Origin of the sequence: Candidatus Solincola tengchongensis, assembly GCF_015711935.1 — a bacterium.
Classification (GTDB): domain Bacteria; phylum Actinomycetota; class Geothermincolia; order Geothermincolales; family RBG-13-55-18; genus Solincola_A; species Solincola_A tengchongensis.
Genome location: NZ_JACVJJ010000047.1, coordinates 1 through 13,226 on the forward strand (window position 1 = coordinate 1; position 13,226 = coordinate 13,226).

Consider the following 13,226-nt stretch of genomic DNA (forward strand, 5'->3'; position numbering starts at 1 on the left):
CACCCAGCTTCCTGTGTACGACTGCGGAAGAAGACTTTAGTAGTTGACATCGATATTTTTATTTATTAAATTCGGTTACGAATTATATAAATAAGAATTTATATAAAATATTTAACAAATGAACGAATTCGACAGGCCCTGCATAGAAAGCGAAGCGGTTAACGATCTTCAGGTGTTCTTGCGGGCCGTAGCCGACGCAACCCGCCTGCGTATATTGTGCTTGCTCTTCGATGGAGAAAAGAGTGTTTGTTACCTCGAGGAAAGGCTCGGCGTCTCTCAGCCTCTTGTGTCGCACCATCTTTCCGTGCTCCGCGACGTGGGGCTCATCAGGTCCAGGAAGAGCGGGACCTGGTCCTATTATTCCCTGGTTCCGGAGGCGATGTTTAGGCTAAACCAGCTTTTCCTGCGTGTCCTGGGCGCGGAAAAGATTCCGGAGAACTATCCCTTCAGGGAGGAATGCGATGAGCTCGCGGTCTTAAAGTAACCATTGTGCGCCTGGGCGGCTAAAGGCGGGGTTGCGGAGTTCGTGTAACGGGTTTAATTGCTTTGGGAGGTCCGGGACGCGGGTGATGTGCAGTTGCAGGCATCTATTAGGGGATTTTCGGTGTAGCGGATCCGTAACTTGGAAGGTTTGAAGGGACCGGGGTTCGGGGAACCGCACCCTGGGGTTGAATCGAAGGCGGTGGAAATCGAAAAAACCGAGGGGGGAACAACCGGTGGAACAGCCTAAGGTAGCGCGCAGGCTTGGCTTCTTCGAGAAGTACCTGACTTTCTGGGTTCTGGTGTGCATCGGCATCGGAATACTGCTGGGCAAGGCCTTCCCAAGGATGGGGGAGGCCCTGGACAAGGTCTCCGTGGCCCAGGTGTCCATCCCCATCGCCGTGTGTCTCTTCTTCATGATGTATCCCATCATGGTCAAGATAGACTTCGCCGAGGTCATCAAGGCGGGGAAGACCCCCAAACCCGTGCTCCTGACCCTCTTCGTCAACTGGTGCATCAAGCCCTTCACCATGGTGGCCATCGCCACCTTTTTTCTGGGCTTCGTCTTCAAGCGGTGGATCCCCGGTGCGGACCTGGGCACCCATTATGTCCCCGCCACGGGAGGCATCCTGGTGGACGGAGTCCTCAGGCCGGAGCTCTTCCGGTCCTATATCTCCGGATGCATCCTCCTGGGCATCGCGCCCTGCACGGCCATGGTCCTGGTCTGGGGTTACCTGGCCAAGGGCAACGACGGCCACACCCTGGTCATGGTGGCCATCAACTCCCTGACCATGCTTTTCCTCTACGCTCCCCTGGGAGGGTGGCTCCTGGGCGTGAACAGCATGCCCGTTCCCTGGCTGACCATCGTGCTATCCGTGGGAATTTACGTGGCCTTGCCTTTGATAGCGGGATATTATTCCAGGAAATGGATACTAAAGCGCAAAGGGATGGACTGGTTCCAGGAGAAGTTCATCCACTACCTCACGCCCATCACCATCATCGCCCTCCTGGTGACCCTGATCATCCTCTTCAGCCTCAAGGGCCAGCTGATCATCGACCAGCCCATGTCCATCCTCTACATAGCCATACCCTTGTTCATCCAGACCAACCTCATCTTTTGGATAGGATACGGGTTGGCGAAGCTGATAAAGCTCAACTACCGGGACGCGGCCCCCTCGGCCATGATCGGTGCCTCCAACCACTTCGAGGTGGCCATAGCCACGGCCACCGTGCTCTACGGCATCGCCTCCGGCGCCGCCCTGGCCACCGTGGTGGGGGTGCTCATCGAGGTGCCGGTGATGCTCCTGCTGGTGAAGATATGCCTCAGGACCCAGAACTGGTTCCGTGCCGAGGAAGTCCCGTCCGTGGCGGCAGCCGACGGGGGTTCTCCTGAGGAGAGACGGTAAGGGCTTTCTGATATGTTCACGGGCGAAACAAGAAAGGAGGGGCAGGGTCGCGGTCCGGCGTGTGAGGCCGGGAGAAGGCTCGGCCGGGGTTGAGCCCCGCGGGAGCGCCCTCCGGCGGATGTTGGAGCATTGAGTGTAGGGAGAGACAATTTTGGTAACTCATTACGGCGTTGAGCACGAAAGGAAGCAGGAGCTTTGGGGGTTGGCTGAGTGGGTCTTCACGCTCCACGGATGATGGAAACGATCGGCAAAATGAGGATAGATACGTTTGTATTACTCGGTCGAGCTTTGCGGGCCCACGTATTTCGCAAAGCGGTTTGCGAAAGAGTGAACGGAAACTCGAAGACGGGAAAGGAATCGTGGCATGGCTGACTTTTACGAGAAGTCATTCCTGAAGGCGCGTCGGTCGGGTGGTGAGGAGAAGAAAAAGGAGGGGTCGAGGGCGGGAAAAATACTTATCGTGTCCCTTGCCGTACTCGCCTCCCTGGCCTTCCTCTTCCTGGCGGATTGCGGTTGCGGGGAACAGAGCGGGCACAAGGAAGAAATGCGGGCGGAGGTAGAGCAAGAGGAACAGGAACTTAAGGGGAATTCCTCCCAAAGCTTGCAGACTACGGCGAGCCCCTCACAGAAAGCCATAGAGTCGGCCCTCCAGGCGGGGAGGCCGGTCTTTCTGAATTTCCATTCCAATCAATGCATCCCATGTAAGGAGATGGAGAAGGCCATCGAGGAGGTGCGGCCGGAATACGAGGGTCGCGTGGCCTTCGTCGTGGTGGACGTCTATGACCCCGCCGAGATGGTTCTCTGCGATCGTTTCCAGGTGAGGGTCATCCCGACCAGCTTCTTCATCCGGCCCGACGGAACCGTGGTCGATGCCTATGAGGGCTTACTGCGGGCACCCGAATTAAGGAACATGCTGAACCGCCTCCTGGCCGGCCAGGCATGATTACCGGAGGATGTAGATCCGTGCTGTTGCGTAGCCGGAATCCTCGGTCGCCAGTATCTCGACGCCCGTGATGCTTATCGGGGGAGCGCAGTCCCGGCAGCAAGGAAAGGAGGCCGACGACTCCGAGCATTTTACCGGTGGTTTGAGAGGCACAGAGGGTCGTCGTTGAGATCGGTTTGCGCGGCATCGGAAAAATCCGCGACATGGAAGACCTGGGCATAGGGCGAGAGATGGCAATGGACAAATCATGCCGGGGGAAGTCTGGATAAGTGCGGAACCCGGAAGAGGCGGAAGGTGGACGAGAGAGGGTTTAAGAGTCGAGACGTCAGGGCATAAAGGGCGCACGTGCAGGCCGGTAAGAGTGTAAAGGCAAACCTGGGAAGAGCGGAAGAACGGGGAGAGGCTGTGGGTGGCGAGCGGAGAAATGGGTAGCGACAAGTGTCCCGGGACTACTACAAGCCTAGCCTTAAAAGCCTCTATTGCGGCCTTTTTGTTTGTAGTCGTCCTTGCGATTTTAGTCGCTCCTGCTCGAGCGTCGGAGGAGGATGGGACCACGGAATTTGACGCGGAGCTGCTCTACTTCTACCCGCACATCCGTTGCATATCCTGCGAGCAGGTGGAAGCCTACGCCGAGGAGGCGGCGGCCGCTTACCGGGGCCACGGTAAGGAGGGAGTTCCCTTCAGGCGCCTGGCCATTGACGACCCGGCCAACCGCGAGCTGGTGGAGAGGTTCGGCGTGGTGGGCTCCTCGCTCTTCCTGGTCTTGAAAAGGGATGGGGGCGAGGTTTTCCGGGAGCTCAAGGAGGTGTGGTTCAAGTGGGATAACCGCGAGGGGTGCATCTCCTACATCCATTCCGAGTTGGATCGCGCCCTGGAGGAGGGCTTGCCTTCAGGTGATTCCGGCATACCCCTGGAGGGCATCCCCCTCCTGGCGGCCCTAATGCTGGGCATGATCACCGCCGTCTCCCCCTGCCCCCTGGCCACGAACCTGGCCGCGGTGGCCTACATCGCCAGGGACCTGGGCGACCGCGGCCGGGCGGCGGCGGCCGGCGCGCTCTATACCCTGGGGCGGATGTTGTCTTACGTGGTCTTGGGCGTCCTCCTGGTATATGTGGGAGCCAGCGTGGTGCGCGTTTCCGATTTCCTGCGCAACTCCTCGGTTTATTACCTGGGGCCCCTGCTCGTCTTCGCGGCCCTGGTGATGCTCGATGTCCTCGACCTCTCGTTCTTCAAGGGAGGGCGCATAGCCCGCCTTGGGGAGAGGTTGTCCGGTTGGGGCATGCTGGGAGCGCTCCCCCTGGGCGCCCTCTTCGCCCTCGCCTTCTGCCCCTACAGCGCCGTGCTTTTCTTCGGCATGCTCATCCCGCTGGCCCTGGGGACGGCGGGAGGAGGCGTTTTACTGCCCGCCGTCTATGCCCTGGGTACCGGCCTCCCCGTGCTGGTCTTCGCCCTGGCCGTCGCCTTCGGTGTGGGGGCCTGGGCGCGACACGCGGAGAAGGTGCAGAAGTGGGAAAGGTATTTCCGCAAGGGTGCCGGCCTGGTCTTTCTGGGGGTGGGGATATATTATCTCGCCTTGCTGGTCAAGACGGTCTGGCGGTAGAGGCGGCGTCCTATTTGCCGGTGATGGTAGGCCGTGGCCTCCTGTAGCGCGGAAGATCAGGCCGGCAAAGCGAATGCCGGCACTTGCGCGCGGGATCCGGCGCTCCCGCGTGCGGGAGGGCTGTAAAAGAAAGGCGCGATGCGGCGTCCCGAATCGATTGACTGAGCCGGATGAGATACGGGAAAGCCTTGTGGGAGGAAGTGGTAGACATGGCGGACGCGGTTCAAAAGGTGGAGTTCTTCATCCCCGCACCGGCATGCTCCTGTTCGGGGCCGGTCTCCCTGCGGGACGCGGAGAAGCTGTCCCGGCTGGAGGTGCTGATGTCCGAGGTGGAGAGGAGGTTTCCGTCTGCGGAGCTGGTCCGATACCCCATGAGCGACGACCGGGCTTATACCGAGGGTTTGGCCAGACTGGCCTCCTACCTGCGCGAGGCCGGAGAGGAGGACTTCGCCTCCCGGGTGGCCTTCTCCCTGCGATATGTGCTCCCGGCGGTGGCTGTGGACGGGAGGCTGGTGGCCTACGGTAGGGTGCCCGACCTGGAAGAGGTGGAGTATACGCTGAGGACGGGGGAAGCGAGAAGGGAAGATTAGGCTGTGGCCGGGAAGAAGGAAGCGATTCTCGTATTTCCCTCCACCCACCACATGTTGCTCGCCGAGGCGCTGCTCAGGGACGAGGGCTTCCGATTGCGGCTGGTGCCCGCCCCTCCGCAGGCCGGGGAGCTGTGCACCACGGCTATAGCCGTCCCCGCCTCGGATGGCGGGAAAGCCGCGAGCCTGCTGGAAGAGCGGGCCGTTCTGGTCAAGGCGGTGCTTTTCCCGGAGGAAGCGGGCATGGAGGCGTTCGGCATCCTGCCCGCGGAACTCGCGGCTGATTTGCCGAGGACCCCCGGTCTCGAGGAGATCATGAGGAGAGTGGCCAGGAAAGAGGGCTTGGGCCGAGAGGATGTCGTGGCCTTGCTGGAAATGGGAGGCGGTGCGGGACTACTCTGCCGCGCCGCGGAAGCCCTGGCCGGCGCGCTCACGGGTCGGCAAGCGGTTCCCGCCGTGGTCCTGGACCTCTCCGGCGGGAGAGGGATGGGGATCGAGGAAAAGACTCCGGAAGGGCGTGGCAATGGCCGGGATCTCGGGCGTTTGAGAGAGCTCGTAGCGGAGATGTCCTCCCGGGGCCTCGTCTACCTGATACTTTCCCTCGGGGAACGGGAGGAGCTGCCCTGGAGCGCGGAGGAGTTCCGGGGAGCGATGAGAGAGGGGATCGTGACCGTGGTCCACGCCGATAGGTTGCCCCTCCGATCCGGTGAGTTGGTGAGGGATTTCAGGATCCGGCAGATCTTGCTGCGGCGGGATGACCTTCGCCGAATGAACCCCGGCGAGCTGGCCGACGAGGTGATGTTCCTGCGGGACAACCGCCCGGGACCGGTGGGGAGCGGGAATCTTCTGCCCATCCTTTCCAGAGACGTGAAAGGCGAGGAGGAGACGAGCAAGATCCGGTCAGCCCTCGCCGCCCTACGCCTGGTTATGGGGGGGTCCTTCCTCCCGCTCCCGGAGCCCCTCTGGAGGCGAGGGGAGCTTTGTGGGGGAAACCTATTGATCATGGAAAGCGTCTCGGAAGGGGTCGGGAAGGCGCTGGCGGAGGCCGAGTATATACTCGCCACAAAGGGGTGGTCGATAAGAAAGGCGAAAGGAACCGCCTGAGGATGTTTCATGCGTGTCTCGAAGCCCATTCCTCGTATCATAGACGGCCGGAAAAGGATGAGGGGCCTGCTAGAGTCCGTGGCACGGGACGAGGGCGACATCCGACCGGAGGGCAAACCTTAGGCGCCAGAGGGATGAACTGCGTTATCCCTCTGGGATTGACATTGGATCGGAATCTGTGAGCCGGGTTCGTGATGCCCAAAGCGGGAAAAGGGCGAGGATTGAATTTATAGGGAAGCGGGCCCTTGCAGGAAAGGCGCCACCGTAACGGGGGATTCCCCCTCTTTGGGTTACGGTTAATGAGGCGGACAACCGTTTCGTCGGGGCCAGTGCACGAGCAGCGACGCTGGAAGGGCCTGACGATATTGAAAGGAAGGCGTATGCTCATCGACAGGATCGAGATCGAGCAGGTGGAGCCCTGCTTCGCCGACGAGACCAAGATCAGGCTCATCGCCCGCATACCGACGGACGTGAGCGAGCTCCTTCCCTACCTCAACGCGTTGCTGGCCAATGCAACGTACGTGGGAGAGGGCGGCGGAAAGCACAAGGGGGCAGGACAGGAGAACTCCACCGCCTATGCCGGCGACCGGCCCGCTCTCACCTTCACCAGGGGCCAGCGGCTTATCACCGTTTATCCCCGTAGGGTGACCATAGCCAAGGCTGAAGACGTGGCCGACGCCGAGGAGGTCCTGGCCTGGTTGGCAGAGCGCCTGAACTACGTTTGCCAGCATCGGGAGGAGATAGAGCCCGTCACGGAGGGCAAGATAAAGATAAAGCCCCTGGACATATACGGACTCCTTCCCCAGACCAACTGCAGGGAGTGCGGGGAGCAGAGCTGCCTGGCCTTCGCCCTCCTCCTGTTGCAGGAGAAACACCGCCCGCGGGACTGCTCTCCTCTCTACCGAGAGGAAAGGTGGAAGGGAAAGAGGGAAAGGTTGGAGGAGGTCATGGCCTCCCTGGGACTTCCCACCTGAGAGACCTTCTGGGTTGAGGGACAAGCGATTTCGGTCTTTGGCCGATCCCGAGCCCTTTCGAGGCGGTCGACACCGTTGCTACGGGTGGCTCATGGTTCTTGAACCCCCTTCCGCGCGGGGCGGGATAGGTGGAGGAATGTGTTTCGCGAGGAAAGGTGATGGAGAGAGATCTGGCATATGGTCTCGTCGCGGAAACCTGGAAAAATGTCCTGTACGATCTGAAAAGGTTATGCCTTGAGGGACTTTATCCTCTCCGCCAGGTTGGATCCCACGTCCTTGCCGGAAAAGAAGGACACAGACTTGCTTATCTTCTCCGCCAACTCGGGCAGGTGGGCCGGGGTGAGGGTATCCGGGGTGCAGCCTATCAGCTCGCAGTTCTTCTTGACCGTGGCCTTGGCGATGAACTCACCCACCGCCTCCGAAAGTATCTTCTCTATCTCCTGCGCCAGTTTATTGGCCACCTTCCCTCCTTCAAGGTCCTCCACCCCGTCAAAGAGACCCTCCAAGGGTTAAGTCATACAATATATCGTTAACCATGCCGCCAAACTTTATCCTTTTTGCTGCTGGGGCCGAAGGGCCCTCCGACATCAAACAGAAATTTATTTTATCGTAATCGGCGCATCTTGGGAGGGCTCGAACCGTTAGGCCGCCCCTTTCGGGTTTCTCCTGCCGGGGCATGCTCCAAACCCAGGTACCCTCCCTCGGACCCTACCTTTCTCGCTGCGTCACGGCGGCCGATAGCGGGCAAAGCGGAACCTTAAGGGCCATCGAGTTCCCTTTCCATGCGCTGGAGCACTTTCTGCCCGCTCCGCAGCAATCCCTGCAGAGCGGCATAGGCGCTGCCCTCGTCCACCTTCACCTCTCCTTCGAAAGTGCCCTCCATTATCTCCCTGGCCTGGCGGTTTAGCTCCTCGATAGGGCCGGCCACGTATTTGTGCGTGAGGTAGCGGAGGCCGAAGGTGGTCAGGAGCAGGGACAGGATCACCGCCAGCACGGCGGCGATTCCTATCCGCAGCAAGTTGCCGTTCCTCTGGTCCCGGTAATATTCCTCCAGGTAAGACATCTTCTCCGTGCGGTCCACGATCATGTTGGTCCTGATTCCTCCGCCCCCAAAACCGGGGATGGGGCTTTGCACCGGGAAGAATACGGAGATGAAGAAGCCACTGCGGTCTCCAAGGTGATCAAGAGTTACGTATTCCTGGCTTTCCGTTGGAATGGGCAAATCGACGGGCTTGACGTCGATCCCCGGCTGGGCGGCGTAAGCGAGGTATCCGTCGCCGGACACGAAACCCACGAAATCCACGGGATAAAAGAGGAGGATCACCTTCGTCGCGTATCGGTATATCTCCGACACATCGCCCGTCAGAAGCTTGTTTATGAGGTCCTGGTTGAAGATTTCCAGCAGTTCGGTGGAGAAATTGCTGACGATGAAGGCGCTCCCGGTTTCCTTGAGTCCCAGGACCGCCTCCTCGATGACCTTCTGCTTGCCATCGGAGAGGTTGCGGTTGGTGGTGACCACCGTATCCACGGTAAAGTAGGCGATGATCGCCAGTACCAGCAGCAGGAAGGACACCGAGACGGCTATCGAAAACATGTGCATCTCGCGGCCTCTGCCCGACATCAGGCACCTCCTCCAAGATCTGAGCAAACCGCAATGTATGGCGTGAATTTGATTCGGCAATCGCCCTACCCACCTTTAGGTCGTTCCCGGCCAGTACCCTTTTGGACGTCTCTCCCTTTCATGCCCTCCCTCCAGAAAAAGTTATAGAATGACCAAGAGGAGCGGCAATTTGGAAGGAGGCGGAAGAGGGCTCTTTTCCGGCAGGAGCCGCGTTCGCCTTGTATATGCCCGATGGTCTACTCGCTCGCCCAGGCCGGAGAGCGTGAGTTGTCAGTAGAACGGGTGGTCTCGACCTCAGAGGTCAGGATATGCACGCTTCTATTATTCTTGACCGCCGCCGGTGTGCGCGCGAAGCGTTGTCTTGCCGAGAGGGGATCGATAAGGACGCATATGGCGTGTTCGGTCTTTCTGCTGGCGGAGGAGCGGAGCAATTAGAGTAGGACTGGATAACGGGGATGATGCTCGTGATTGGATTTGCGGAGCACTACTCCCGGACGAGCGGCCGCTCGGTGAGTGGTCGAAGAAGGGGCTGCAAGGCGGATAATAAGGGAATTCCTGTTTGAAAGGGAGCGATGTCACCGAGGGAGTCGGCCCTTTAGACGAGGCAGAGCGAAAGGGAACGGGAAAAAGGGGGGAAGAAGTGCAAGGAGGATACGCGGGGCGCATACTGGTGGTCGATCTCGCCAAAAGGGGGACGACCGTCGCCGACGTGCCCCCGTCCTTTGCCGAGGACTATCTGGGCGGGTTCGGGGTAAACAACCGCCTGTTCCTCGACTATTCCAGGCCTGGCGTGGACCCCCTTTCCCCGGAGAACCCGATTATCCTGGGGGCGGGGCCCTTCGTGGGCACGCCGGTGCCGGGCGCTGCCCGGGTGATGGCCAATGCGCGTTTACCTCTTACCGGCGCTGTGGCCTCCGCATCCGGGAGCATGGGGCTGGGGGTCAACCTGAAGCGGGCGGGTTGGGACCACTTGGTGATCCTAGGAAGGTCCCCCGAGCCCGTGGTCCTGGCGGTGGAGGACGATAAGGTGGAGTTCGTTCCCGCGGGTGGCTTGTGGGGGAAGGGTGTACTGGAGACCACACGGCTTCTCCGGGAGGGTTACCCGGGCTTCTCCGTCCTGGCCATCGGCCCGGCGGGCGAGAACCTCGTCCATTCTTCCCTGGCTATGATCGACGCCTGCGCCACCCTGGGGCGGGGGGGCCTGGGGGCGGTCCTGGGTTCCAAGAACCTGAAGGCGGTGTTGGCCAGGGGGAAAGGCGAGGTGAGAGTCGACGATCCCGAGAGGCTTCGCGGACTGATAAAAGAGCTTCGCGGCAGGTTGCAAAGATATGAGCTGCGGAAAGCCGCCCTGGAGCTGGGCATGATCGGGGCCTGGCCGATGTATGTGGCGCAACTCCTTCCCTACGGGGCCTCAGAAAAAGATCTCCTGGAAGCCATCGAAAGGTTCGGCCCACAGGCCTATCTCAGATTGAAGAAAAGGCGCATCTCGTGCCCTTCCTGTTTCCTCCCCGACAAGGATGAGCTCCGTCTGCCATCCTCGGAACGGACGGTCTATTCGACCTCCTTCCTCAACGCGGCCATCCTGGGTTGCGCCTTGGGCATGCGGGACGCCGAGGAGGCCGCCTCCACCCTGGCCCTCATTGACGACCTGGGCCTGGATTTCATGACCCTGAGCTGGCAGGCGGCCTACCTCCTGGAGCTGAGGGAGCACGGGATTCTCAAGGGCGATAGATTGGAGGGGGTGCCCCTGAAGAGGGGGGCGGACATCCTGCGCGGGCTGGCCCGGGTGGTCACGGAGCGTAGCGGCGACGCGGGAAACGCTCTGGCAGAGGGCTGGAAGGGCACCCTGGCCTTTTTCGGGGAGGATACGAGGCGTTTCACCATGCTTGTACGCGATCAGGACTGTCTGTACGACCCGCGAGTGAGCGGGCTGGGGACCATGGAGTTCGAGCAGGTGGTATCCCCGCGCGGCCCCACTTCCGCCAGCGCCGGTTCGGCCACCTACGTGCCCGGCCTCCCGGAGGAGAGGTTGCGGCGGCTCACGGAGCGCATGGGGGCGCCGGAAGACGCGCTGGAGCGCATTTTCTCTCCCCCGTGGGGGTTGAACGCGGGCCGGCTCACCCGCTATGCCGAGGACTGGTTCAGCCTCTTCAGCTCCCTGGGAATCTGTAACCGTTTCCAGATCAACCGCTTTTACCATGCCGGGTTGATACGGGACCTCCTGGCCGCGGTGACCGGCATGGAGCTATCCCTGGAGGAGATGATGGGAAGGGCCGCCGCTTCCTGGGAACTCTACCGGGAGCTGAACGCCCGGGAAGGGTTGGGGCGGGAAAAGGACCGGCCTCCCGAAGCCTGGTTCGACGAGAGGCCGCTCTGGGGCCGGGGCGGCCGGCTTCATGACTACTTCGGCAACCCCCTCACCCGCGAGGACTTCGACCGACTGCTCGTCGATTACTATGATGAAAGGGACAGAGCCTGAAATCGAACATCCATGGCGAGAAGGAAGGCTGTTGCTCACTGCTAAGCGAGTTCGCCCCGCCCGTTAGGGCAAGTATCTCCAGGTTGCCCGGGCTTTGGTGGGAGCCGTAAAAGCGATGAAAGACAGGGACTTCATGCGTTTGGCGCTTGAGGAAGCCCGCTTGGCGGCGGAGGAGGGCGAGGTGCCCGTCGGAGCGGTCCTGGTGAAGGACGGCGAGGTGCTGGCGAGGGCCCACAACCGGCGCGAGGCCACGGGAAACCCGTTGGACCACGCGGAGATGCTGGCCCTGGTCGAGGGGGCACGTCGGCTGGGAGGGTGGCGCCTGGAAGGGACTACCATGTACGTGACCCTGGAGCCCTGTCCCATGTGCGCCGGAGCCCTTGTGCAGGCCAGGGTGGCAAGACTGGTGTTCGGGGTTCGGGATCTGAAGCTGGGTGCGGCCGGGAGTCGCTATAACCTGGTGAGCGACGAGACCATCCATCACCGCCTGGAGGTCGTCGAGGGCATCCTGGAAGAGGAATGCCTTTCCCTCCTGAAGGGGTTTTTCGAGGGCCGGCGCGCTCGCCCCTGAACTGGCCCGTCATGGCCCTCGGCTTGGCCGCTTCTTCATGCGGAGGACGCTGACGCCGGGCATGGCGAGGATTGCGAGTGGTTTTTTCGCTTCCTTCGCCGGTAAGGCGAAATGCCCTGAAGCTCGCCCTCGTCGTCGGCTGAACGGAGCGGGCGGGGGAAGAAGATGCAGGGGTGGAGAACGGGTGGTCCGGTTACGGCTGCAGGGCATCTTCTCCGATGGCTATAATAGGGATGCGCGGAGAGGTGCCAGAGCGGACGAATGGGGCGGTCTCGAAAACCGTTGAGCCCTTCGCGGGGCTCCGTGGGTTCGAATCCCACCCTCTCCGCCAACCCTATTCTGTCCTCTCCTGTGTGAGGACGCGGTCACCCTCTGCGCGGCGGGGGGACGAAGACGCTGCGCATGCCGGTCCGTTCCAGGGACATGGCTCCGCTGGGGCAATGGTAGGCGCAAACACCGCAGCCGATGCACCTGTTTATGTCCACTCGCGCTACCTCCCCGTCCAAGGCCACGGCCTCCATGGGGCACTTTTCCACGCACACCTCGCAGCCGGTGCAGAGGTCCCCGTCGACGGCCGCACGGTGGGAGGCGTAGGTCATCATGGGCGCCGCGCCGCGGTAGAAGAGGTCGAAGGTGCCGCAGCAGCACTTGCAGCAGTTGCAGATGGCGAACTCGTCCCTCAGCGGGTCGTTCTTCTCGTGGAAGAACTTGTGGACCAGGCCGGCATCCTCGCACTCCTTGAGGATTCTCTTGGCCTCTTCCGCCGTTATCTCCTTGCCGAACCCGTAATCGATCATGAACCGGGCAGAGCGTCCGAAGGTGAGGCAGTTGACCTTCTCCTCCGTCACCCGGCAGGGATTTCCCAAGAGGTCCTTGTGATGCCGGCAGTAGCAATGGCTGACGGCGAAGGTGTCGAACTTGTCCACTATCTTCATGGCGTCCTCGTAAGGCATGACCGTGTCCTGCTTCAGGTCCACCTCGCATTCCACGGGAACCACCCGCGTTATGGGCGGCACCGCCTTGAGGACCTCCATGGTCGGCTCGTAATTGGCCTGCACCAGGCCCGCCAGCTCGTCGAACAGCATCTCGAAGAGCATTGCGAGCCTTTTCTCTTTTTCCCCCCTCCCGCCCCGCACCATGGTCAGCTCGAAGAGGCCGGGGAGCGGGGGCATGAGGTGATAGACGTCCACGCCACTGCTCCTGCTGCGGCTGACCATGAGAGCTCCCTTGTGCAGCAGGCCGTCCAACATGGCCTGGAGTGAAGCATCGTCCAGATCGCAGCGCTCCCTTATTTCCTGCAGGTTCAAAGAGGGTCTGTCGAAAGTCTGGATGAACTCCGCTTCCTCCTCGTCGAGGATGGTCTGCAGGAGCTCGATGAGGGTCTCGGTGACGGGCAGGGGGACCTGCCCGGCGGCGACCATCCTGTTGGCGGCCCTGGTCCATACGTTCCCGGACATGCGC

General features: G+C 61.2%; 12 protein-coding genes and 1 tRNA gene. 10 read left to right on the forward strand and 3 right to left on the reverse strand.

Going from position 1 to position 13,226, the window contains the following annotated elements; translation table 11 throughout:
• Nucleotides 1–118 precede the first annotated feature (118 nt).
• The 7 genes from H7007_RS03420 (at nucleotide 119) to H7007_RS03450 (ending at nucleotide 7,094) form a co-directional block, all read left to right on the forward strand.
• Nucleotides 119–484 carry an ArsR/SmtB family transcription factor gene (locus tag H7007_RS03420; protein ID WP_287153097.1) on the forward strand — a complete coding sequence of 122 codons (366 nt, stop codon included), beginning with the start codon at nucleotides 119–121 and terminating at the stop codon, nucleotides 482–484.
• 232 nt (nucleotides 485–716) lie between these two features.
• Nucleotides 717–1,886 carry an ACR3 family arsenite efflux transporter gene (arsB, locus tag H7007_RS03425; RefSeq protein ID WP_287153098.1) on the forward strand — a complete coding sequence of 390 codons (1,170 nt, stop codon included), beginning with the start codon at nucleotides 717–719 and terminating at the stop codon, nucleotides 1,884–1,886.
• Nucleotides 1,887–2,250: 364 nt separating this feature from the next.
• A complete protein-coding gene (locus H7007_RS03430) occupies nucleotides 2,251–2,829 on the forward strand; it encodes a thioredoxin family protein (protein WP_287153099.1) in 579 nt (192 codons plus the stop codon).
• A gap of 424 nt (nucleotides 2,830–3,253) precedes the next feature.
• Nucleotides 3,254–4,429 (forward strand): aromatic aminobenezylarsenical efflux permease ArsG family transporter, encoded by a 1,176-nt coding sequence (locus H7007_RS03435; protein WP_287153143.1) that lies wholly within the window; start codon nucleotides 3,254–3,256, stop codon nucleotides 4,427–4,429.
• A gap of 209 nt (nucleotides 4,430–4,638) precedes the next feature.
• Nucleotides 4,639–5,019, forward strand: a complete 381-nt coding sequence (locus tag H7007_RS03440) for a thioredoxin domain-containing protein (RefSeq protein ID WP_287153100.1) — start codon at nucleotides 4,639–4,641, stop codon at nucleotides 5,017–5,019.
• A gap of 3 nt (nucleotides 5,020–5,022) precedes the next feature.
• Nucleotides 5,023–6,120: a putative Se/S carrier protein gene (locus H7007_RS03445; protein WP_287153101.1), complete on the forward strand. Its 1,098-nt coding sequence runs from the start codon at nucleotides 5,023–5,025 to the stop codon at nucleotides 6,118–6,120.
• Between the two features lie 380 nt (nucleotides 6,121–6,500).
• Complete coding sequence (locus H7007_RS03450) at nucleotides 6,501–7,094, forward strand: (Fe-S)-binding protein (protein WP_287153102.1); 594 nt, start codon at nucleotides 6,501–6,503, stop codon at nucleotides 7,092–7,094.
• 227 nt (nucleotides 7,095–7,321) lie between these two features.
• Here the strand turns inward: H7007_RS03450 and H7007_RS03455 are convergent, their stop codons facing one another.
• Together H7007_RS03455 and H7007_RS03460 are read right to left on the reverse strand one after the other, a co-directional pair.
• Entirely contained in the window at nucleotides 7,322–7,555 is a 234-nt protein-coding gene (locus H7007_RS03455) for a hypothetical protein (RefSeq protein WP_287153103.1), read from the reverse strand.
• 296 nt (nucleotides 7,556–7,851) lie between these two features.
• A complete protein-coding gene (locus tag H7007_RS03460; protein ID WP_287153104.1) occupies nucleotides 7,852–8,715 on the reverse strand; it encodes a hypothetical protein in 864 nt (287 codons plus the stop codon).
• 640 nt (nucleotides 8,716–9,355) lie between these two features.
• On the opposite strand from H7007_RS03460, the gene H7007_RS03465 reads away from it, so the two are divergent.
• The 3 genes from H7007_RS03465 (at nucleotide 9,356) to H7007_RS03475 (ending at nucleotide 12,096) form a co-directional block, all read left to right on the forward strand.
• Entirely contained in the window at nucleotides 9,356–11,194 is a 1,839-nt protein-coding gene (locus H7007_RS03465) for an aldehyde ferredoxin oxidoreductase N-terminal domain-containing protein (RefSeq protein WP_287153105.1), read from the forward strand.
• Between the two features lie 115 nt (nucleotides 11,195–11,309).
• Nucleotides 11,310–11,765 carry a tRNA adenosine(34) deaminase TadA gene (gene tadA, locus H7007_RS03470; RefSeq protein WP_287153106.1) on the forward strand — a complete coding sequence of 152 codons (456 nt, stop codon included), beginning with the start codon at nucleotides 11,310–11,312 and terminating at the stop codon, nucleotides 11,763–11,765.
• A 239-nt stretch (nucleotides 11,766–12,004) separates the two neighbouring features.
• A tRNA-Ser gene (locus H7007_RS03475) sits at nucleotides 12,005–12,096 on the forward strand.
• A gap of 34 nt (nucleotides 12,097–12,130) precedes the next feature.
• On the opposite strand, the gene H7007_RS03480 is transcribed toward H7007_RS03475, so the two are convergent.
• Nucleotides 12,131–13,222: a 4Fe-4S binding protein gene (locus H7007_RS03480; RefSeq protein WP_287153107.1), complete on the reverse strand. Its 1,092-nt coding sequence runs from the start codon at nucleotides 13,220–13,222 to the stop codon at nucleotides 12,131–12,133.
• Between the last annotated feature and the right edge of the window lie 4 nt (nucleotides 13,223–13,226).